General features: G+C 59.1%; 24 protein-coding genes and 1 tRNA gene. 12 read left to right on the forward strand and 13 right to left on the reverse strand.

Translation table 11 applies throughout. The features are described from left to right. Positions 1–414: 414 nt before the first annotated feature. From DES53_RS14805 to DES53_RS14815, 3 genes are all read right to left on the reverse strand, one after another. Entirely contained in the window at positions 415–1,005 is a 591-nt protein-coding gene (locus DES53_RS14805; protein WP_113959035.1) for a hypothetical protein, read from the reverse strand. A 129-nt stretch (positions 1,006–1,134) separates the two neighbouring features. Next, positions 1,135–2,484 carry a coproporphyrinogen-III oxidase family protein gene (locus DES53_RS14810; RefSeq protein ID WP_113959036.1) on the reverse strand — a complete coding sequence of 450 codons (1,350 nt, stop codon included), beginning with the start codon at positions 2,482–2,484 and terminating at the stop codon, positions 1,135–1,137. A 92-nt stretch (positions 2,485–2,576) separates the two neighbouring features. After that, on the reverse strand, positions 2,577–3,776 hold the full coding sequence (locus tag DES53_RS14815; RefSeq protein ID WP_147263417.1) for an outer membrane protein assembly factor BamB family protein: 1,200 nt from the start codon (positions 3,774–3,776) through the stop codon (positions 2,577–2,579). A gap of 121 nt (positions 3,777–3,897) precedes the next feature. Here DES53_RS14815 and DES53_RS14820 point away from each other — a divergent pair, with 121 nt between their 5' ends. Continuing rightward, entirely contained in the window at positions 3,898–4,545 is a 648-nt protein-coding gene (locus DES53_RS14820; RefSeq protein WP_113959038.1) for a hypothetical protein, read from the forward strand. Positions 4,546–4,604: 59 nt separating this feature from the next. After that, positions 4,605–5,240 (forward strand): macro domain-containing protein, encoded by a 636-nt coding sequence (locus DES53_RS14825; protein WP_113959039.1) that lies wholly within the window; start codon positions 4,605–4,607, stop codon positions 5,238–5,240. 24 nt (positions 5,241–5,264) lie between these two features. On the opposite strand, the gene DES53_RS14830 is transcribed toward DES53_RS14825, so the two are convergent. After that, positions 5,265–6,485, reverse strand: coding sequence for a prepilin peptidase (locus DES53_RS14830; protein WP_113959040.1), 1,221 nt, complete (start codon positions 6,483–6,485; stop codon positions 5,265–5,267). A gap of 489 nt (positions 6,486–6,974) precedes the next feature. Here DES53_RS14830 and DES53_RS14835 point away from each other — a divergent pair, with 489 nt between their 5' ends. Continuing rightward, complete coding sequence (locus DES53_RS14835) at positions 6,975–7,301, forward strand: hypothetical protein (protein WP_170157129.1); 327 nt, start codon at positions 6,975–6,977, stop codon at positions 7,299–7,301. 50 nt (positions 7,302–7,351) lie between these two features. Here the strand turns inward: DES53_RS14835 and DES53_RS14840 are convergent, their stop codons facing one another. After that, positions 7,352–7,624 carry a hypothetical protein gene (locus tag DES53_RS14840; protein WP_147263419.1) on the reverse strand — a complete coding sequence of 91 codons (273 nt, stop codon included), beginning with the start codon at positions 7,622–7,624 and terminating at the stop codon, positions 7,352–7,354. Between the two features lie 157 nt (positions 7,625–7,781). Between DES53_RS14840 and DES53_RS14845 the strand changes: the two genes are divergently transcribed. Beyond that, positions 7,782–8,138: a hypothetical protein gene (locus tag DES53_RS14845; RefSeq protein ID WP_211325554.1), complete on the forward strand. Its 357-nt coding sequence runs from the start codon at positions 7,782–7,784 to the stop codon at positions 8,136–8,138. Between the two features lie 149 nt (positions 8,139–8,287). Further along, positions 8,288–8,482 (forward strand): hypothetical protein, encoded by a 195-nt coding sequence (locus tag DES53_RS14850; RefSeq protein WP_113959044.1) that lies wholly within the window; start codon positions 8,288–8,290, stop codon positions 8,480–8,482. 53 nt (positions 8,483–8,535) lie between these two features. On the opposite strand, the gene DES53_RS14855 is transcribed toward DES53_RS14850, so the two are convergent. Beyond that, positions 8,536–8,610 (reverse strand) — tRNA-Thr (locus DES53_RS14855). 158 nt (positions 8,611–8,768) lie between these two features. On the opposite strand from DES53_RS14855, the gene DES53_RS14860 reads away from it, so the two are divergent. Both DES53_RS14860 and DES53_RS14865 read left to right on the forward strand, forming a co-directional pair. Further along, positions 8,769–9,266: a hypothetical protein gene (locus DES53_RS14860; protein WP_113959045.1), complete on the forward strand. Its 498-nt coding sequence runs from the start codon at positions 8,769–8,771 to the stop codon at positions 9,264–9,266. A gap of 190 nt (positions 9,267–9,456) precedes the next feature. Further along, positions 9,457–10,407, forward strand: coding sequence for a hypothetical protein (locus tag DES53_RS14865; protein WP_147263420.1), 951 nt, complete (start codon positions 9,457–9,459; stop codon positions 10,405–10,407). A gap of 21 nt (positions 10,408–10,428) precedes the next feature. Here the strand turns inward: DES53_RS14865 and DES53_RS14870 are convergent, their stop codons facing one another. After that, on the reverse strand, positions 10,429–10,836 hold the full coding sequence (locus DES53_RS14870) for a hypothetical protein (RefSeq protein ID WP_113959047.1): 408 nt from the start codon (positions 10,834–10,836) through the stop codon (positions 10,429–10,431). Positions 10,837–11,026: 190 nt separating this feature from the next. Here DES53_RS14870 and DES53_RS14875 point away from each other — a divergent pair, with 190 nt between their 5' ends. Both DES53_RS14875 and DES53_RS14880 read left to right on the forward strand, forming a co-directional pair. Continuing rightward, on the forward strand, positions 11,027–11,569 hold the full coding sequence (locus DES53_RS14875; RefSeq protein WP_245958176.1) for an NUDIX domain-containing protein: 543 nt from the start codon (positions 11,027–11,029) through the stop codon (positions 11,567–11,569). A gap of 21 nt (positions 11,570–11,590) precedes the next feature. Then, the gene (locus DES53_RS14880; RefSeq protein WP_113959048.1) at positions 11,591–12,325 is read left to right on the forward strand and encodes a tetratricopeptide repeat protein; all 735 of its coding nucleotides are present in this window, start codon (positions 11,591–11,593) and stop codon (positions 12,323–12,325) included. Between the two features lie 49 nt (positions 12,326–12,374). On the opposite strand, the gene DES53_RS14885 is transcribed toward DES53_RS14880, so the two are convergent. Further along, positions 12,375–12,776: a hypothetical protein gene (locus DES53_RS14885; RefSeq protein ID WP_113959049.1), complete on the reverse strand. Its 402-nt coding sequence runs from the start codon at positions 12,774–12,776 to the stop codon at positions 12,375–12,377. A gap of 49 nt (positions 12,777–12,825) precedes the next feature. After that, positions 12,826–13,548, reverse strand: a complete 723-nt coding sequence (locus DES53_RS14890) for a GNAT family N-acetyltransferase (protein WP_170157132.1) — start codon at positions 13,546–13,548, stop codon at positions 12,826–12,828. A 100-nt stretch (positions 13,549–13,648) separates the two neighbouring features. On the opposite strand from DES53_RS14890, the gene DES53_RS14895 reads away from it, so the two are divergent. Then, positions 13,649–14,146, forward strand: coding sequence for a hypothetical protein (locus DES53_RS14895; RefSeq protein ID WP_113959051.1), 498 nt, complete (start codon positions 13,649–13,651; stop codon positions 14,144–14,146). Between the two features lie 183 nt (positions 14,147–14,329). Here DES53_RS14895 and DES53_RS14900 read toward each other — a convergent pair whose 3' ends face one another. From DES53_RS14900 to DES53_RS14915, 4 genes are all read right to left on the reverse strand, one after another. Next, the gene (locus tag DES53_RS14900) at positions 14,330–15,838 is read right to left on the reverse strand and encodes an ArnT family glycosyltransferase (RefSeq protein WP_113959052.1); all 1,509 of its coding nucleotides are present in this window, start codon (positions 15,836–15,838) and stop codon (positions 14,330–14,332) included. Between the two features lie 94 nt (positions 15,839–15,932). Continuing rightward, positions 15,933–16,565, reverse strand: a complete 633-nt coding sequence (locus DES53_RS14905) for a hypothetical protein (RefSeq protein WP_113959053.1) — start codon at positions 16,563–16,565, stop codon at positions 15,933–15,935. A 456-nt stretch (positions 16,566–17,021) separates the two neighbouring features. Continuing rightward, positions 17,022–18,197 carry a prenyltransferase/squalene oxidase repeat-containing protein gene (locus DES53_RS14910; protein WP_113959054.1) on the reverse strand — a complete coding sequence of 392 codons (1,176 nt, stop codon included), beginning with the start codon at positions 18,195–18,197 and terminating at the stop codon, positions 17,022–17,024. A 47-nt stretch (positions 18,198–18,244) separates the two neighbouring features. After that, positions 18,245–19,072, reverse strand: coding sequence for a YdjY domain-containing protein (locus tag DES53_RS14915; protein WP_113959055.1), 828 nt, complete (start codon positions 19,070–19,072; stop codon positions 18,245–18,247). Between the two features lie 341 nt (positions 19,073–19,413). On the opposite strand from DES53_RS14915, the gene DES53_RS14920 reads away from it, so the two are divergent. Further along, positions 19,414–20,172, forward strand: coding sequence for a hypothetical protein (locus DES53_RS14920; RefSeq protein WP_147263421.1), 759 nt, complete (start codon positions 19,414–19,416; stop codon positions 20,170–20,172). Between the two features lie 125 nt (positions 20,173–20,297). Next, positions 20,298–20,540, forward strand: coding sequence for an acyl carrier protein (locus tag DES53_RS14925; protein ID WP_113959057.1), 243 nt, complete (start codon positions 20,298–20,300; stop codon positions 20,538–20,540). The last annotated feature ends 186 nt before the right edge of the window (positions 20,541–20,726 follow it).

A 20,726-nucleotide genomic window follows, 5' to 3' on the forward strand; every position in this document is an offset into this window, starting at 1 on the left:
CGGCACGCCGGGGAAAATGGTGGGTCGAGAGCCTAGCGGACTTTGGGGGAAAGGCAAATGCGGGGAGGAGCCACGTAGGGCGGCGGCTCCTTCAGGCAGGGACGAAACGCGCCCCTTGCCCGCCAGCCCATTTTTGGCCATCATGCGCCATCGTGCGCACCCGCAGGTCTGACGGCAATCGCAGGCGGTTTGCTGGGGCTCGTGAGCATACTCCTCGCGTGCTCTCTGTGGGCCTTCTTCCGGCCCGCAAGCACTCAGCCTTCGTTGGAGGAAATCATGAAGGCCTCGGAGGGTCTCGATGCGAGCGGCCGTGCGACGTTGCTGGAGAGGTTGGTGGGGGAGAGCGGCGAAAAAGACAAAAGTCGCTGAACTAGCTGCGCGAAGCTACTTCTAAACAAAGCCGCTACTCCCTTCCTACACCTTCTCCGCTGGCAGCACCTCCACCACTTCTGCGAGTGCGGAGCCGTCCGCGTGGTGCAGGGTATTGCACCGGCCATACAAGGTCTGTCCCTCCCAGCCGCCGAGCAGGGTGGCGAGACGGTGGTCGATCTCGATGCGGAAGTAGCCGCAGGGGCGGCTCGTGTGGCCGATGCGGCGCTGGGTGATGATGCCGCCGAGGGGAATCTTGCCTTCCAGAATCAGCTCACGTGCGTCGTCATCGAAAGCATCCAGGTGAATGCCGATCGCGCCAAACTCCACAGGCACGCCATCGCTCTTGCGTTTCAAGACGGAGGCTCGCACGAGGTAGTTCCCAATGCGGGACTTTGCATGCACATCGAGTGTGATCTCGGTGTGATGGTATTCACGCAAACGGCCGGTCATGTCGCTCTGATGCACCAGCAGATGATGCGCGGGCTCGGGAAGGGCGTCTGCATCCAGGAAGGTCACGCGCGGACTCTCGCTTCCCAAACCGTAGAAGAAGCGGAGCGGCGCCAGGATATCCGTCGTGGCTGACGAAGCCGTGGAGGCGGAGGCTGCAGGCTGGTCCAGTACGGCAGGGGTCATGGGGGCTTCCGGGTGGAGGTTTGGGGATTCCGGCTGGGACATCAGGTCGGGCGCTATTCCTTCAGACGAACTCAAGGGGCATCATCTTGCATCCCATCATTTCATATCATGATGGGATGCGATACATCATCAGGTGTAGCGGGCGTGGCGGTGGTGCGGCATGAAGAACTCGTGCAGCAGGCGATCCACCTGAAGCAAGCCGTCTCGTGTGAGGGTGATCTGGTCATCGCCGATGACGGCAAAACCTTCCTGCACCATCCAGTTCAGTTGCGGGGCGAACCGGGTCAGTACGTCCTCGCCGAACTTGGCCTTGTAATAGCTTGGGCGGGAGTGGCCGAGCTTCAGCTTGAGGATGAACTCGCGGATGAAGCGCTCCTCGGGGCTCGTCGCATACGCGCGGAAGATGGCGCTGCCACCTTTTTCAATCGTGTCAATGTACGGCAGGATGTCCGCCTGGTTCTGCAGGTGGATGCCGCCCAGGTGGCCGAAGGAAGCCACGCCCAGTGGAAGGAGATCCGCACCCTCCCAGAGCGCGTCGCGGTAGACGAATTTGATCTTGTCTGGATTCTTCACCACGGTGTAGGCGCTGGTGACGGTGTAGCCCGCTTTTACGAACTCATCAAAGGCGTAGGAGACCCAGGCGCGCTTCGTTTCCCAGTCTGCCACCGGGGCGGTGACTTTGCCCTCTTCCTTCATCTGCTTGTAGATGCCGGTGTTGTAGGGCACCTCCATTTGATAAATGGTCACACAGTCGGGCTGCATTTCCACCGCCTTGGCCACGGCCTTCTGCCACAGCTCGGTGGTGTCATTCATCATCCCTGCAATGAGGTCGATGTTGATGTGCTCAAAGCCCAGGCTGCGGGCGAAGCGGTAGGCGCGGTCGATTTCACCGCTGCGGTGCGCGCGACCGTTGGATTCCAGGATGTGATCCTCGAAGTGCTCCACCCCCAAGCTGAGGCGGGTGACGCCAATCTCGCGGATGGCCTCCAGCTTCTTCTCATTCAGCGTGCCGGGCTCCGCTTCAAAGGCAACCTCCTGACACTCATCCCAAGGCATGAGATCCTTCATGCGGGAGGTCAGTTCCTGAAGCTGGGGGACGGAGAGGTAGGACGGGGTACCGCCACCGAAGTAGACGAAGTGCGGCTTGCGCCCCTGCAGGTAGGGACGTGCGGCGTACCGGGTGAACTCCTCCATGCCCGCGTGGATGTAGCGGCGGATTTCGGAAGCGTTCTTGTCCGTGTACACACGGAAATAGCAGAAGTGGCAGCGCTTCCGGCAGAAGGGGATGTGGAAGTACAGCCCGAGGGGGATGTCTTTCGGAGCAGGAGAGTCCAGCACCTTTTCCACGGCGAAGGCCTGCTCCTTCTGCCAGAAGGAGAAGGGAGGATAATTCGCCACAAAGTAGTTCCCCGCTTCGGTGGCGTGGTGGGACTTCTTGTCGGAAAGGTGGGTCAGGGGGATTTCGTCGACAGCGGACATGCTAGGGAAAAGCCAGGTGGGTGGGGTGGAGCAGGCGAGGTGAGCGGATCTAAAATAAAACGGGGCGTGGCGGGGGTGAGTTGCGCGTCAGGTTATTTCGATTCAGCAGCTTTTCCATTCTTGAAGCAGTAGATGTTCCCGTCATCCGCGCCAATGAGCACAAAGTCACCGGCTACCGCCGGGGCGGTTTTGACAGGAGCACCTACCTCATACCGCCAGGTCTCCTCTCCCGTGGACAGATTTGCTGCGTAAAAAAATCCGTCGTTGCTGCCAAAAAGGACTGTTGCCCCGGCGCAGATGAGGGGGGAGCTGTCCACATCGCCTCGCGTGCGGAAGACCCACTTCTCCTCGCCTTTCTGTCGCTCCAGGCCGCGCACGCGTTTGTCGCGGCCAGCGGCCACCACCCAGCCATCGGCCAGACCTGCGGCAGCGTAGTAGGGGAAGTCGCGGTCGCCATATTCCCAGAGCTTGGCCCCATCGGAGAGGGCATAGGCCACGACCTTGTTCCCGTAGTGGGTGATGTAGGCCACACCTTTGTCCACGGCGATGTTGTTTCCGATGTAGGCGCCGATTTCGATCTTCTTGATCTCGGTACCCTTCTCCATGTCCAGGATGTACAGCGTGCCATCGCACCCGCCGAAAGCGGTTTGGCCGTCGAAGATGGCGGCAGCGCCGTTCACGTAGTTGGCGGTCTCGTATTCCCAGAGCTTCTTCCCATCGGCTGCATCCAGGCAGTAGAGCTTGTTGTCGTAGCTGCCGATGAGGACACGCGGCCTGCCATCCTTGCCGGTCCAGATGTTCGTGCCGGCGTGGACTTCTCCGTCCGTTTCGAACTTCCACACCTCCTTGCCGTCGGTTTTGTTCCAGGCATACACGAAGCCATCCACACACCCGGCGATGACCAGACCTCCAGCGAATGCGGCGTTGCCTTCAAAGGCGCCCTTCTTCTCCGCCTTCCACACTTCCTTGCCAGTCGCGAGATCAAGGCAGTAGAATCTCCCGCTCTGACTGCCCACATACACCTTGCCGTCCTGCACGACGGATTCAGCGATGATGCCTTCGCGCTTCGCCTTGTCTCCCGCGGCGAAGGTCCATGCGAGCTCCAAAGGAAAGTTCAACTTTGCGGGGGAGCTGCCCGTCATGGAGGCATTGCCACGCGCCACCGGCCAGTCTTGGGCCGTGGCGGGCAGCATGGCGCCTGCAGCTACCGCTGCCGCCAGCACCTTCAGCGCCAGTCTGCGCACAAAAAGTACGGCAAGAGTGGGGTTGTGAATCGAAACAGAGAATGTCATGATGGTGTCCAATACAGAATAGGAAACGACAGACAACGCCGGATCGCCGCTCAAACTTCCGCTTCACTTACAATCGCTTCCGGTCCATCCTTACCCTCGTCTCTGACGAATCTTTTCCGCCATGTCTGAGAATCCCCAGCAGCCGCAGGAACCGGGAGTTCCCATCCCACGTGAGTTCCATTCCGAATATGAGGAGCGCCCGTTCCAGACTTGCTCACGGTGTGGCGAGGCGCTGAGCACCTTTGCCAGCTACCAGATCAACAAGGCGTTTCGCAAGGGCGAGTGCGTCTTTGAGTATTGCTTCTGCGAGCCCTGCCGGGACTCGCTGCTGGAGGAGTTCTCCGAGGAGTCGAAGGCGAACCTCATGAAGCATCAGAATGAGCACATGCGGCAGGATGCGACCAGCACCTCCGCCTGCGCCTTCTGCGGGGTGAAGCGCGATGTGGTGCCTGAGCAGGATTTTGTGATCACCATGCTGGGCGCCGGCCTCCGCATGCTGGACTCGCTCATGATCTGCGAGACCTGCCAGCTCGAGATGCACGAACTGCTCAGCCAGAAGACGCGCGATGTGCGCCGGAAGTTTTTCGAAGATCTGCCGGGTGTGCCACCGGACTGGGAAGTGTGGACCCCGGAGGAGATGGAGCAGCACAAGCACATCAAGACCACCAAGACACCCACGGGTCCCGTGGTGAAACCCACTTTCACTGCGAAGTCCGATGGGCGCCATCGCTCTGAAGATGGGTGTATGGAGTTGATTTGGGCGGAGTGAGGTGCCTGGTGAGTCTCCTTCAACGTGCTTTTTCCCATGGTGGACGGCGCCATTGAGTGATGTCTGACGTCCGGCTCATTTTTGTCGACCGTGGCAGGGAGACGTGTGAGGCCTTCCGCTGGGAGTTTCGCGTCCATCCGGAGGTCGAGATTGTTTGCGGAAAGTTCGAGGAACTGTCCACCTTTGACTGTGTCGTCACGGCGGGGAATTCCTTTGGCCTGATGGATGCTGGAATGGATCTCGCGGTCGTGAAATTCTTTGGCCGTCACGTCATGGAGCGCATTCAGAAGGTAATTCTGGAGGACCATCTCGGCGAGCAACCGGTAGGTACTTGTGTGCTGGTTCCCACGGATGATGTGAAGCATCCCTTCGTCGCGCACGCGCCCACCATGCGCACGCCCATGAACATTCAAGGCACGGATCACGTGTATCTTGCCCTGTGGGCCGCGCTCACCGCGGTGCACCGGCACAACAGGGGTGAGGGGCGAAAGATCTACTCCGTGGCATGCCCGGGCCTTGGCACCGGCACTGGCGGCATGAACGCACTGGAGGCTGCGCTGCAAATGCGCCTCGCGTACGAATACTTCCGCAAGCCAGCGCAGTTCATCAATCCCTCCATGGCCCAAGAACGGCAAGAGAGGGTGTATTATGGGGGAAGGTGGGGATTTGGGAATCCGAGGACTCCACAGGCGTGAAGACTGGGCACCGTTGTTGCCCCCTCAATACTCCGCCCTGAATCCTGCTCTTGTCAGATACCAGTGCACAAACTGCGGCCCGTAGAAGAGCCAGATCATCGCGCCGCCTGCGAGGTAGGGACCAAAGGGAATCTTCGCGCTCCATTCGGTGTGGCCGATGATGCGGGTGAATATGGCGAACACACTGCCCAGCATGGACGCTGCCACGATGGTAAAGAGCACGGCCTGCCATCCAAGGAAACTGCCAATCATCGCGATGAGCAGCACATCGCCAAAGCCCATCGCCTCGCGCGGAATCACGATCTCCGTGGTGCGGCCTTCGATCTTTTTCACCTCTTCCAGCTTGTAGATCACCTTTTCACCCTCATCCGGAATGATGTGGATGGTCTCCATATGCACTTCCGCCTTGCCCTTTCCAAACGAGCGGTCGTTCACGGTGACGGTGTCTGTCGTGATGATGAGACGATCTGAACGGCGGGCGAAGATGTCGTTGTAGGAGAGTTTCTCATCACCGACCGTGAAGACGGGCGCCTCGTTTTCATCCGGCTGGGCGATGTTCCAGTTTTGGATGGAGTCGAACTTCATCTTCCGCCGGCCGAAAGCCAGTTTCCCCAACTCCACCACGACCCAGAGCAAGCCCAGTCCAAGGCAGGCGCTGGAGAAGGAGATCAAGATCGCCTTGCCCCTCCCCGGCACCTCTCCTTCGAATCCCTCACCGAACATCATGACCGGCACAATGGCGGGTACCAGGAAGCTGGACAGCAGCCCTACCACGAGTCCACCAAGGGTGATGCTGTGTGGCAGAATGTAGTGGTCGATATCGATGAATGTCCCGGACACCAGTAGCGCGGTGAAAATGCAGAAGACCAGCACCACGGGACCCCAGACGGGCAGGAAGCTCCACATGGAGGGGTAGCTCCAGTACACAATCGCCTCGGCCATCACATGGCGGAACACTGCGTAGAAGAGCAAGCCCGTCAGCAACTCCACAAAGAAGTATCGGAACGAAATCCGAGCGCCACACTCCGCACATTTCCCACGCTGCGCCAGCCAGGTGATGAGCGGGAGATTCCGGTACCAGGGAATCTGCTTCTTGCATGAGAAGCAGAAGGAGCGTTTGGGATTGTTCACGGAAATCCCCAGCGGCACCCGGTAGATGACCACATTCAGGAAGGAGCCGATGCCGGCGCCGAGGTAAAAAACGATGAAATGGAGGAGCAGCTCGGCGAGTTCAGGGCGGATCATGCGTCGTGTGGGAGGCAAAAACTATAGCATGCGGACGGGCGGCGGGAACGGTCGAAATTGACTTGGCGAGAAGAGATTCTGCCGACAGGGAGCAGGTGGTAATTGGATAGCCTGAGGCGGCGAAGGGCTTGGATACCGCGAAAGGACGGCGTGCGTGGGCGAGGGGGAAGAGACGGGGCCCATTTTTTCCCGGTTTTTGCGGCCTTGTCCGTTTTTGGGGCTCATTCACCGGGTGGCTGGCTGCAATTCCGGATATTTGATAGGTGATACACCCTAAATTTATGGCCAATACTTATAGAAAACATCGAAATATACGTAGAATGCTGACTCCACTCGCTCCCTCCCATGTTGCTGACCTGCCTCCCCAAATCGTTCTTTTCCGGTGATTACCGCGTTTTGGGAACCTCCGTTGGGGATGCGGAAGTTCAGTTTGGGGCATGTGCCCAGCCCAGCAGGATTTGCTTGGGCCAGGACGCTTTGGCGGCGCGCATGCATGGGTGGCTCATGGGGCGGTGGACCTTGGAAAAGGAAGGGGGCGGCGTCTGCGTGGAAGCGCGCCAGCCCCGATTGTTGAGGCGGACGTTTGAGCTGCATGGGGAGGGGGGAGACTTCACCCTCTGCGGTCTGTCGGCCTTTCGTTGCCGCTACGATCTCTTTTCCGGTGACGAGAGGGTAGGCTCCATCTGGCCCGCCCACGCATTCACCAAGCGCGCGTACATCGACTGCGATACTGCAGTGCCTGAGTACACGCAGTTGTTTGCCTTCTGGATTGCCGCCCTCACGTGGCGGAGCGCCGGCGCAGCGGTCGCTACGTGAACCGGGTGCACTCGCGTATGCCAGGCCGTGGGAACCGCTGGGTCCCGGCCTCATCCTTTCGGAGACCCGGTCGTGGGAGGTGCCGGAGGCGGTGTGGGGACTTGGGGCCGTGTCTGGCCACCAGGTGGGGGCGATGCCGCTTCCGGCGGAGTCGCCTTTGGAGTGTCGGGTGGATTCGAGCCTTTCTCAGGGGGCCGCGCATGATCACCCACGGATGAGCCCTCGTGGGCGCCCGGGAGTGGGGGATTCCACTTCTTGGGATCGTCGCATCCGGCGAGCAGCGCCGTCATGAGAAATGCAACGATGGCAGCAGTAGATTTCATGGCTGCAGCAGGTTCATGAATGGACTCGCTGCCCATCGCCTCTTTGCGTGTTGCCAGCATTTGCATCCCAGGACTTTTGTGTGATGGGACTGCCATGCTTTTGCGCATCGCTCTTCTCCTCGCGAGCAGTGTAGCCCTTGTGGCCTGTCATACCGGAATGACGTACACAAAAGAGGACCTTGAGATGGCGCGCCGTTTTGGTAACAGCATCAAGATAGAGTCGCAGGAGGACAAGTATTGGGGGGACCGCTCTCGTGGCAAGCCGGACCGGGAGGAGGGCAAGACACGCTATGTTCCCATCGAATCCTCAGAGCCGTCTGTTGTTGTCATGGGGAAGGGAACGGGCGATACAAAGGCATACAGTGGCGGCGGTTCCACTCGCAAGGGCGTCGGAAACGTGTACTACCACAGTGATGGCTCCTCCACGAGGAAAGGCGTTGGCGACATGTGGTATCACAGTGACGGAAGCAGTACCCGCAAGGGAGTTGGTGATGTCTGGTACCACTCACCTTGACCGGACGACTCCATGTCTGTCCCCCTGAGGGCAGAGGGCTGCATTCTGCCTAAAGATCACTTCTTCAAGATTCTTCTACCGGGAAGGGGGCTCTTGAGCGATAAACACATGTGGGTTCAGCCCCCTTCCTCTTTGGAGGAGTTCCACACATGCGCGCGACTCCTCTTCAGGATCCAGAGAATCTCAAAAAATTGGTCGAGGTGCTCAAAAGGCAGCTGGAGAAGCACCGGTCGTCGCAGGATAGATCCCTCGCCTGGGTGCTGGAGGAGGCGAAGATTCTGGACAACCTGATCATGGTCCAGATGCAGCTTGAGAAGATCCTGAAGGAGCGGCCATCGACGTGATCGCCGGAAGTCGGGTGGGGCCTTCTGCCTGAGAACCGGCCGGGTTCGTCTGATGGAGCCGAAGGCGGGAATCGAACCCGCGACCCGCGCATTACGAATGCGCTGCTCTACCTCTGAGCTACTTCGGCATGGCCACCTGTGCCACAATGCCTTGGGCTGGGGCGGGAACCATATAGGGGGTGCCGGCCATTTGTCATCCAGTTTCTTGCAGGGGGAAGCAAAAAGGACCCACCTCTCGCAAGATTCGACTGGCACCCGCCCTGCTTTGCGGTTGAGTGCGCGCCGCATGCCCCCCTTCCTTCAGACGCTGGCCGCCTACTGGCGCCGCTTTCCTTTCCGTCACGTCCTGCTCATGACCATTTTCCTGTCCTTCTGGGGAAAGGAAAAGTGGGGTGAGCAATACCCCTTCACGGACTTCCCCATGTACTCCCACCTGGATGCGGAGTCCGATGTGCTCTACGTGACCAATCAGAAGGACGAGGTGCTGCCCTTCCACACGCTCTTCGGCACGAAGACCAGCACACAGAAGAAGACCTTCATCAACGAACTGTCGAAGATCACCAACGCGGACAACAAGCGCGACTCCCGTGATGCGAAGCCCGAGGAACGCCAGGCCGCGGGTGAGAAGATGGCCTCCAAGCTCATGCCCAAACTCAAGGAAGAAAGACTCCCTGCCGGCACGGAGAGCCTGCGCTTCTACTACAAGGTCTTCCGCGCCGAAGGCGACAAGATTGTGGAAAGTACGCCGCAGTTGGTCGCGGAGAAGAAGGTGGCGGGGGCGTGAGTCTCTTGTCCTTAGTCATTGGTCACTAGTCGTTAGTCATTGGTAACAGAACACGCACCGGCTCCTCCTCCTCTTAGGATCCAATGACAAATGACCAATGACAAATGACCAATGACAAGTGACCAATGACAAGTGACCAATGACCACCGCAGCCCACTGATTACTGCTTACTGAATACAGTTTACTGATAATGTCCTCCCTGTCCCGCACTCTTACTCCTCCCTCAGATTTGCACCTCCAACGCCACGCCTCGGGTTCGGATCGCTTCCAGTTTGGTCCGCTGGAGATGACGCTCATGCGTCTTTTCTTCGCGGTGCTCGTCTTCTTCGCCATCAAGTGGGAGACGGGAAACCTGCATCCCGTGAAGACGGATGACGAAGATGCCGTAGGTCTGGCCCGGATCTTCTCCCTGGATTTCCTCATTCACCTGAAGCCGCTGGTGCTCTGGCAGATCATCACCATCCTGGGGCTGATTGCCTATGTCGCCAGCATGCTGCCGGTAGTCGGACTGCTCCCGGCTCTCTTCTTCACGCTTTGCATCGGGGCGCTGAATGCCTCGCAGGGCGCGCACAATCACAGCACGCAACTCGTGGCGATGATCCTCCTCGGCCAGTTCCTGGTGTATGCGGTGCCGCTGACCATGGAGAAGCGGGGGCCCAAGCTCACCTGGCTCATGCCGGAGGATGCCGTGCATCGCCGCGCCCTTTATGTTTCTCTCGTCATCTTCGCAGCAGCCTATGTGGTGTGCGGATGGGTGAAGCTGGATAACTCCGACTGGAAATGGTTCGGCAATGTGGTGCCGGGTCTCGCGCTCGAGCTGCAGAAGACAAACTGGTCTGCCTATTACGACACCCTCGAGCCGGTGCCCGCCGCTCTCACCTCGGTAGTGGGCCTGATGAATGACCATCCCACGTTGGCGCGACTTTTCTTCGGCGCTGGGTTGCTCATTGAGCTTTTTGCCTTCCTCATCCTGCTCGGTCGCCGCTGGGCATTCGGCTATGGTCTGCTCATCATCCTGATGCATCTCAGCATCAGCCGCCTCATGCAGCTCGATTTCTGGTATCACATCGTCGCCGCGCTGATCTTCCTGGTGAATGTGCCGGGAGTGAAAGCGACGTTCACGAAGGCGAAAGCGCGGTAGGGTGGGGTGCACCCCCGTCCCTCACTTCGCCTTCCACAGACCCACGGGTGCAGGCTGCTTCACCGGGTCATTCTCGGAGTGATACATGTCGATGTAGATGACGAATTTTTTTCCGGTCGATGTCTCCACATTGTATCCGTCGATGATGTGACCATCCGGTCCTGCGCCGAAGTTGCCGATGCGGTTGTAGCTCACGGGCTTGCCATCGTCGTCGCGCAGTGTGTCCAGGTAGGCGCGCTCGGCCTTGGGACCTTTGGTTGGGTCTTTGTCTCCCACCTTCACGGGTTTCTCCTTTGTGTGGCCGTAGTCGGCATCCGTGGCCGTTTGGGTGGGATCCACGCCTGCGGGAACCTTGGTATCGGCGAACACCGGCAATGAGAGACAGAGGGACAGGAGCAGAACGACTCGAAACAGGTTGGACGCATTCATGGGATGATGATGTGATGAAATGCTGGCATCCAAGCATAGGGCCTTGAGCCGATTTCTTGGAAGTGAAACCTTTCCTGTTGTTGGAAAAAAATGGATGCGCCACTCTGTGGGGAACCAGGAAACCCTTGCTTGAACGGGCAGAGCGCACCGCTACAATGTTGTCACCTTTCCACCTGCACCCCCTGTCATCATGAGCATTCAAAATCCCTGGACCACGCTGGAAACGCGTGTGGCATATGACAATCCATGGATTCGCGTGCGCGAGGACCAGGTGATCAATCCCTCAGGCGGGCGCGGCATCTATGGCGTGGTGGAGTACAAGAATCGTGCCGTGGGTGTCATTCCCGTGGACGAGGAAGGCTATACCTGGCTCGTGGGACAGTATCGCTACACCCACCACACCTACGAGTGGGAGATTCCCGAAGGTGGATGTCCGGAAGGAGAGGAGCTCATCGATTGCGCCCGGCGCGAGCTGCTGGAGGAGACTGGCATCATCGCAGAGAGTTTTGAGATGATTCTCGATGGCGTGCAGCTCTCCAACTCCGTGACCGATGAAGTGGCCTACATCTTCACCGCGCGCGGCCTGTCGTTCACCGATGCGCAGCCCGAACCCACGGAGAAGATTCAGGTGAAACGCATGCCACTGGAGGAAGCCATTGAGCTTGCGCGGAATGGTACGATTCGGGATGGGATGTCGGTGATGGGGCTGTTGTGGCTGGGGAGTCAGCCGTGAGGGTAGGGAGGTGAGTGGAGCATGAATTCTGCATACCAGCGGGGGCTGGAACTGTCCGCGGAGAAGAAAGACGCGGCCGCCTTGATTGCCTTCGAATCGGCATTGGCAGATGAGCCTGCAAACCATAAGGCCGCATGTGGAGTTGGCTTGATGCTTCAGAGGCTGGGGGAACACGAGGAGGCGGTTGAAGCGTTCTCTCGAGTCCTTCGAATACAACCCAGGATTTCGGAAGCACACTATTCCCGAGCACTATGTTTAAGTGCGCTTGGCCGACATGAAGAAGCGCTTGCCGACCTTGATATCGCTGTCGAACTGGATGCCGGATACACGGATGCCCTCTACGCCAGAGGAACGTGCTTAAAGCATTTTGGACGAGATGATGAAGCCTTGCAGGCTTTTAGTTCCGTGCTCGCCAAAAACTCTGACTATCTTCCTGCCTACCATGGAAGGGCGACGGTCCTCTACAGGAATGGTAACTATGAGAGTGCCATACGTGATTTCTCAGAATGCATCAAAGCAGGGTTCGATACCTACGATGCGCGCCTGCTAAGGGGGCTTGCTTACTACCGCATTGGAATGCTGGAGGAGGCTAGGGAAGACCTGTCTGCGGCAATTGCCAAGGAGCCAGAAAATGGGAGCACCTATATCAGACGCTGGCAGGTTCTAAAGGACATGGGCAAGGATGAACTTGCCGAGAATGATCTGAAACGTGGAACCGAACTCATGAGAGTTGAGGGGGTGCGGCCTGAGTCGTAGAACATTATTTGAGGCTTAAAACTAAGCGTCATCGATCTCCTCCACAGGTTCAATCCTTCACCACCTGTTCCTGCTTTATCACCAGGGTGAAAATCTTCTCTGTCTTGAGGTCCATCACGGTGAGCTCGGAGGCATCACGCGCTCCGGCCTTGCTATCGGGAACGGTCTTCTTCTCGAACTTGATGGCACGGAAGCGCCGCAAGTCGCCAAAGGTGCGTGCGGCTTCATCATCGCCGGAAGCCGTGACAAAAAAGTTCTTCCGTCTAGGTTCATCCGGAGTGGAAACCTGATAGGGCTCGGAGGACGAGCGAAGAATGATGCGATAACCGGCAACGGGAGCTGGAGTGGCGGGTTGCTGGCTCCGCACGAGGGACATGGAAGCCAGTACGAAAAGCAGGGAGGACACTGCGAGGGAGCGAAGGGCATTCGACTGCATGGTGAGAGGATGCATGCAAACGGGCTGATTCGTCAATCTTGGAGGAGTGAGGACTGGTGCCCTGTCACCCCTTCAACCGCGCCGCCACCGAAGTGGCAAAGTACTCAAAGCCAAGGGTTTGCGCGATGGCCATGGAGGGTTTGTTGGCCTCCAAGGTGCGGTACTGGGGCAGAAGCTTTTTCCACAGGGCGTGCTTTGCCAGGAAGGCCACGGCGCTGTGACCGTAGCCATTCCCGCGGTGCTCCGGATGCGTGATGACGGAGATGTGCGCTACGGTGCCATCCCAGATCTCATAGCCCGCGAGCGCGGCCAATGTCGACCCGGCGAAGAGTCCGCAGATGACGGCGGCGTCGCTGGCGCTGCTGCCACCATGTTCCCATTCCGTGGCGTCGCAGGCCTGTTGGAACGCGTCGATGTGATGCGCATCCTTGGCGCCCAGCAGTTGCACCGGGTGATGGGGAGGACTGATGACGACTTCCGCATACCCAATGAAGGCTGGGCCGATGACGCCCTCGACTTTCTCCGGCGGGAGCTGAGCGGCCTTCACCGTGGGAGGGGAATCGATGGCCAGCAAAGCGGGTTCCAGCTCGGAGCGGAGGGCGGCGGGCACGGAGACCACGGCGCCCTGCAGGCCATCCATGGCCATCACACCATGATAGTCCATGAGTTCGCCGCCATGGGAGAGCAGGCGTGCCGGGCTGGACCAGAGGGGGCCGTCCGCTTCATCCCAGCCGAAGTGGCGGGACCAGCAGCGTGAAATGATGCCGTTGGAGGTCGCGGAAAACATCGGGCGCAAGCATAGAAAAAGTTCGGAACTTTGCGAGCACGATTGCAATGCGAGACGCAATCTGTTAGTCTGCTGACAATCAAGCCCCCTAAAGAACCCCATGCTGAGTGCCACCAAGGCCAAGCCGGTGTATCCAGGGGATGATCGGGCGCTCCTGGCGTTTGATCTTCCCTCAGGGGAAATCTACCGTCGGCTCGGACCACCGCATCGCCGCACGGAAGATGGAGAAGACGAGCCCGGACCCTGTGAATACTGGGCCTACCGCTATCGCTGCGGGCTTACGGTGTTGATTGTCCGCCATCTGGATGCGCCCGGTGACTATGCGGGCACGGTGTACGCGGACGCGCCTGAGATAGAACATATCCTGAACCACCTGCCTCTCGCGGATTGCATCACGTGGCGCCTGGACAGGGAGGTGACGAACTTTTTTGAAGAGTGGTATGGCTCCCCGCGAAAGTTCAGCGTGATCCGCCAGGATGACCACGGCACGGAGTATGAAGTCTCCGCACATCCCACACGCCGTGCAGCAGATTGCATTCGCAAAAACCTGGAGTCCTTTGCGCACAAGCAGACATACTGGACGCGGGAGAATGGGTGAGGGGATGGGGTAGGTACGGCCTCAGTCGATGTGACGCATCGGATGCTGTCGAAGCGATTTTGGCTTGCTACGTCCTTCAGGGCAAACGTCCCTTTTTGAGGAGGGGCGTTTCCGTTCAGGGAGGATGGTATGCTGTCGCTTAGAGACGAATAGCTGCATCCAACCTTTGGAGGTGAGGGGGCCTCACGCCCCCTTCCGCTTCACGCACACGTAGGTATCTTTGGATTCGGTCTTGTCCAGCGTCTCCAGCACTTCCCATTTATCCTTGTCGGCGGATTGTTCGTATTCCTTCCGGCTCAGGACGAGCAGGTCCACTTTGCCCTGGGCGAGGTCGCGTGTGGCTTTGGGGAACTGAGTGAACTCAGGGATGCGGAGGTAGAGCAGGACGGCTTCGTGCCCATCTGGCGTGGCGGCGATGCGTAGATTTCCCGGTGCTGCATGGGCACGCACACGCTCGCCGAAGCGTGCCGTGGCATCCGTGGGCAGGCGGAATTGATTGTACATGTTTGCCGCGGTGTACCCGAGCGATGCCACCGCCGCCAGCCAGATGGTGGCCGTGAACCACTTCGCAGCGCTCCACTTTCCCCAATGGGCGCCACGCTCGATCCACATCGCGCAGATGGAACCCATGGCCAGTGACAGGGGAGGGATGATGGGGAAGATGCGGTCCGTGCGCTTGGAGGGAATCACGGACATGAAGAGCAGCGCAGCCAGAGCCCAGCACAGGAGCCACAGCGTACCGGCATTCGCTCGCAGCCAGATGCGGGTTTGTTTCTTCGCCAGCAGCACGAGCAGGAGCAGGCTCCATGGCGCAAGGCGCACCGTGAGGTGGAGGATGTAATAATACACCGGCTGGGAGCGGTGCACCGCCTTCTCACCGGAGGTGAAGCGGCCCATGAATTCCTTTGTCACCACCTGCTCGTAGAAGTCCTTGTTGTGGATGTTTGCCCACACCCAGGCAAGGAAGATGACGAGCGGAATGACCCAGGGCCACCAGCCACACCACACATACTTGCGGCTTTCCTTGTTGAGGAAGAGAAAGGCAACGATACCCGGCAACAGGAAGGCGTACAGCACAGGACCCTTCGTAAGCACGCCGGCCAGCACGGAGGCAAAGATGGCCCAGCGCTCCCCGGTGGTCCACTCGGTGCGGGCGAGTATCTTTCTCCAGATGATCCAGCCGGGGATGAAAATGGCCAGCGTGAGCATCATGTCCGTGCGCACCAGGGTGGCCACGCGGGGCGTGAGAAGATTCAACGCAAACACGGCCGCCACCAGGATGCCCACGGGCACGGCGAAGCGTTTGTCACCCTCGCGCTTCAGGAGGAACAGCAGGACCAGCGCGGACACGAGGGAGGGGATGCGCCACGAGATCTCCCACCAGTGGGTGAGGTAGTACAGGCCCGCGGAGATCCAGCCCATGAGCGGTGGCTTGGTGGCGATGAACTGGCGGGGCGTGTGCTGCAGGAACCAGTTCCCGCGCTCGACCATTTCAAAGGAGACGTAGGCCTGCTTGGATTGATCGTAGTCGTCGAGGTGCCATGGAAGATTCCGCACGCCCATGTTCAGAATGGCGAGTGCGAGGATGAGGATGCTCAGTCCAGTGCTCAGCAGGCGCGTATGGCCAGCATCGCTGGTGGCCTGTGTATTCAGGCTGGGTTTGTTATCCTCTGAACTGACACTGGTATCCATCGTGGCGGTGATATCATTCCCGCGGCGGCGGGGCCATCACATGCCAGCGTGATGGGGCTTGTCAATGGATGCTGCGGATAGCCCACCCTGATCGTCACTTGAGGCCGTTGGCCAACGTCACGCTGCTGAGGATTTGCTTAAACAGTTCGCGATGGGATTCGAAGGTCTTCTCCACGGCCGCAGGGTCGGGGGAGGCCACCATGCAGTGAATCATGACGAGGACGTCACCCTGCACGAAGATCAGGAAGAAACTTCGGGCATGAGCCGCTGCGTCAGCCTGCTTCCGGGAATCTGTGCACTCCACCAGAGCGGCCGGCACATCGCCCACCTTCACCGACTGGAAGTTCACGATGCTTGTGCTCGGCGGGAAGAGCGGAGACACGCCTGTGCCATCCGCCACCAGCTTCGCTGCTTCTTCCGGGGTGATGGGCCGTTTGGAGGGCTTGGCACCAACCATCACCGTGGCCGTGGAAGTGGGATTGACGAACATCTGCACGCCGGTTCGTGACTTGCTCTCTTCAGCGTTCCAATCTTCCGGATAGCTGATGGTGAGTGCTACTCCGCTGGACTTGGGATGTCCTGCTGTGGAGAAGGTTTTGGCGGGTTTGCCGGCCAGGGTGGCTGTGTCCGCAGCTTCCGCTCGTGTGGTTTCGCCCATGGAGGCAAGGGCAAAGGCGAAAGCGCAAGCAGCGATGACTGGAACAGGTTTCCCTGAGAGGATTTTCATGGTGTGAGCCTAGGCAAAAGCATGGACGAGTCCATCAAATTGCTGGTGTCCGGTAGAGCGTTTGGGGCGAGCTGTGGCCGCTTTTACGCCGGAGGCGTTGTACACTGTCCAGCCCAAGGTAAGCTTCGCCGCGGAGCGGCAAGCGCCACCTTGGGGGTGCGACATCAAGATGTTGAGCGCTGACAGCGTTCCACAGAAGCGTTGCTGGGGATATGTGCTCATACCAGCGGCGGCCATGTTTTTGTAGAACTCTTTCAGAGTTCCGATGGGTTCTCTATCTCACCCAAGGTGGCGCCTGCTTCGCAGGCTTACCTTGGGCTGGACAGTGTACAACGCCTTCGGCGTACTTCTGAATGGGCTGTCGGTAGCAATTGAAATGCCCCCGCCAAAACAAATCGAGCAGTGGCCTTGCGACCACTGCTCAACAGTTCGACTAACAATCGTGAAAGCGACCGACTACTTTAGCGCGCGATGCACGTGCTCCAATGCGAGCAGGGTGTAGGCGGTGACGAGGACGGGGTCGTTTTCCATCCAGCGGCCGGTGGCGTTGAGCCATGAGCCGTCGGGCTTTTGCACGTTCAGGAGGTGACGGGCGAGCTCGGTGCGCCAGTCAACGGCCTTGCCCTCCTTGGTCTTCAGCTCGGTTTGTCCGGCCACGGCGAGAGCCTTGGCCATGGTGTGGTAGTAGTAGTAGAGACCTTCCTGGCCCATGCCGGGGTTCTCTTCGAGCGTGTAGTTTTCACCCAGCCACTGCAGCGCGGCCTTCACACGGGGATCGTCCGGGGTGAGGCCAGCGTAGATGAAGCTGAGCATTCCTGCATAACTGATGCTGCCGTATGAGCGCATCGCGGTGCGGCCGTCGGGTAGTTTCACCTCTTCGGAGGACTTGCTAATGCCGGGCTCATAGATGAAGCCGCCCTTGTTCTTGGGGTCATCACTGGCCCACTTCTGATCATTGCTGGCGGGGAGGTTCTGGCAGCGTTCCACGAACTTGATGGCAGCGCCCCAGTTCAGCTCGTTCTTCTTGTCCTCGGGTGTGGCCTTGTCTTCGAAGAGCTTCTTCGAATAGTACAATGCCTCGATCGCGAAATGCGTGTTGGAAAGGTCCGCGCGCGGGGGCTTGTCCGCGCTGGGCTTGCCGTAGCCGATGCCGCCGTCGAACTCGTTGTCTGCCTCTCCCTTTTTGTCGAAGTCATTCTGCTGACCCACGACGAAGCGGCGTGCGTCGAGGATGGTCTTCTCATACTCCGGCTTCGGATTCACCGTGAGTGCGGTGAGGGCGATGGAGGTGTTGTAGTTGGCGCGGCCCTTGCTGTAGATGCCGCCATCCGGCTTCACCTTGCTGAGGAGAAACTGGTAGCCCTTGTCCACCTCGGGCAGCACTGCATCTGTGGGGCGGCGGGAGGGGTCACCCATGAAAGCGGTGAGCACCAGGCCGGTGATGGCCGGCTCTTCCGGCGTGCTCCAAGAGCCGTCGGCGGCGTTCTGCTTTTGCTTCAGGAAGTTCAGGCCTTTGCTGATGGCGATGTCGAGCTCCTGGCGCAGGGAGGCGTTTTTGTCCTGCGCAGGGAGGCTGGAGCAAAGCGCCAGGGAGGCGGTCAGAGCAGTGGTGAGGAGATGGCGGCGTTTCATGATGATGACGATGAATGGGGGAGAAAGGCAGAAATTGGCCAAACGAACTATCGTTTTTCCCCGGCGGGTGACTTGGGTTCCGGGGTTGTGTTCACATGGGCAAAGACGAGCGTCACGGGGGTGTCCACGGGTGGGATGGCGGCGGATTCCACCAGCCAGTTTTCGTCGCTGGCGTTGTTCTTGTCCGGGAAGTTGACGAGGGAAATGAGGTCGAAGTAGATGGCGATGTGCGAGCCATCGTGCTCGGCGGCGAAGCCGGTCTGGCTGATGAAGGAGCCGGTGTAGATCCAGTCGGAGGCTGCGGCGGGCTTGCCGCTCTGCTTGTCGCGGATCCATGCGTTCATGGGTGCGGTCTGGACTTTTCCGGCGGCGTCCTTCCACTCCACGCTCACGCGCATGCGGTTCGCTCCTTCGTGCTCCATGGGCTGGGCCATGCGGGCCTTCACCTGCTCGCTGGGCTCGGAGAGGAACTTCGCGGCTTCCTTGAGGTGGGGCTCGAAATGAGAGAGCAGCAGGGCGACATTCAGTTCCGTGGGACTCGCGGTGGTGCGCAGGAGGCTTTCATGAGTCTTCCCGTGCTCATGCACGAGGGCGTACTCGAGGATGCCCTCCGTCATATTCACCTGAGTGGGCACGCGGACTTCGCGCTTCGCACTGTTGATCTTGATGGGGCCGAGCTCGTATTCGGTTTCGCTCACCTTCTTGATGCGCTTCTTGGCGGCTTCCGCGAGGTCAGCGGCGACCTTGGTCCCCTGGGCAGTGGTGGAGACTGTGGGCTGCTTTGGCGGTTCTTCCTGCGCGCAAATGGGCAAGACAGCAGCCTGCGAGAGGCAGGCGGCGGACACGGCATAGACAATGGTGCGGATGGTAGCCATCCTCCGAGTATAACGAATTCCCAGTGAAGCGGAAAGGAGTGAACAACTGAAGTTTGTGGAGCGACAAGGTGGAGTCGCTCACGATTTGGGCTCGGGAACGCCTTGCTGAGCCAAGAGCCGATGGTGTAATAAGGTGTTATAAATGTAACGTAATGAATGACTTAAGTAAGCTTGATAATGGAGTCTGCTTGCTGGGGTGGACAAATTTCGTCCACTTGAACTTGGGTTGTGGAACAAGGACTGCTCTTGCCGTGGGTGTGGTGTTGTCATGAAGGTGGATTTTCCGTCTCATGACGCGCCTGTCCTTGCACGATGCAGCGATTAACGTTTGAATGGTCCCGATGAGCGACTCGTCGACCTCCGCAAAACCTGGCGTCATCGTTTGCCCGGTGTCGCCCTGGTTCTACCGGCGTATGGGCCTGATGGCCCTGCTGCTGGTGGGCATGGGTCTGTATTTCATTTACGATGGTCGCTTCGGCTATCCGAAGTCCAACAAGGCGGCCGAGAGCAAGGCATGGTTTGAGCGGGAGGTGTTGGGTGAGTATGACGCTGTGGTGGCTGAAGGGCCGGATGCGGCTCGGGCGTGGGTGGAGACAGCACGCCGTCGCGGGTGGATCATCAAGGCTGAACTGGAACAGCCGCGATGGAGCGACTACGCCGCGCCGCACGGCTGGGCGGAGAATCCGAAGATGTATACCCCGGAGCAGATCCGTGAGCAGTTTTACTGGGGCGGCGCGATGATCGTGGGCGCCGCTGTCGTGGGTATCATCGTCCTGCTCAACCACGACAAACGCTTCGTGGGACACGCTGACCACATGATCATGCCCAATGGCAGGGTGGTGCCTTTCAAGGACGTGTACAAAATCGACAAGCGGAAGTGGGACGTCAAGGCCCTGGCCTATGTGTACTACCGCGAGACCGGGGAGAAGGTGGAGCATCGCGCGGTCATCGACGACCTGAAGTACGACGGCGCGGGCCGGGTGCTCGACAGGCTGATGGACCAGTTCAAGGGGGAACTCATTGAGAAAGTCATCGAGCCCGAAGAGGAATCTGCCGAGACACCTGCGGAGCAACCGACACCTCCGCACGGCGCTGCCTGATTGTCACCTCAGGAATGGGGTTTTTCTGGACAAAAACGAGTTCCAAAAAATCGCATTTTTCCTGTTGCGAAAACGGGCTCTGACCCTAAAGCTCCCCGCCACTCAAGCAACCTTATCCACCGACCATGGCAGACAGCAATATTTCAGACAAAGTACGGGACATCATCGTCGAGCAGCTCGGCGTGAATCCCGAGCAGGTGACTCCCGAGGCGAAGTTCATCGAAGATCTTGGCGCCGATTCACTGGATACGGTGGAGCTGGTGATGGCCTTCGAAGAAGAGTTCGGCATTGATGTGCCGGATGAAGAAGCTGAGAAGCTTCTCTCCGTGGCGGACGTCATCCGCTACGTGGAAGAGAACGCCGAGTAAGGCGACTCGCTCCCAGCACTCTCAGATTTGTACGCGAAAGGCACGGGTAACCGTGCCTTTTTGCGTGGTTGGGGGGGAGTGTGAATTACGAAGGAATGGCCGCAAAAGAACGCAGAGAACGCAAAGGGGAGGTGTGGGGTGGTGGGGTGGTGGGGTGGTGGGGTGGTGGGGTGAGGGGTGGTGGGG

Origin of the sequence: Roseimicrobium gellanilyticum (assembly GCF_003315205.1) — a bacterium.
Classification (GTDB): Bacteria; Verrucomicrobiota; Verrucomicrobiia; order Verrucomicrobiales; family Verrucomicrobiaceae; genus Roseimicrobium; species Roseimicrobium gellanilyticum.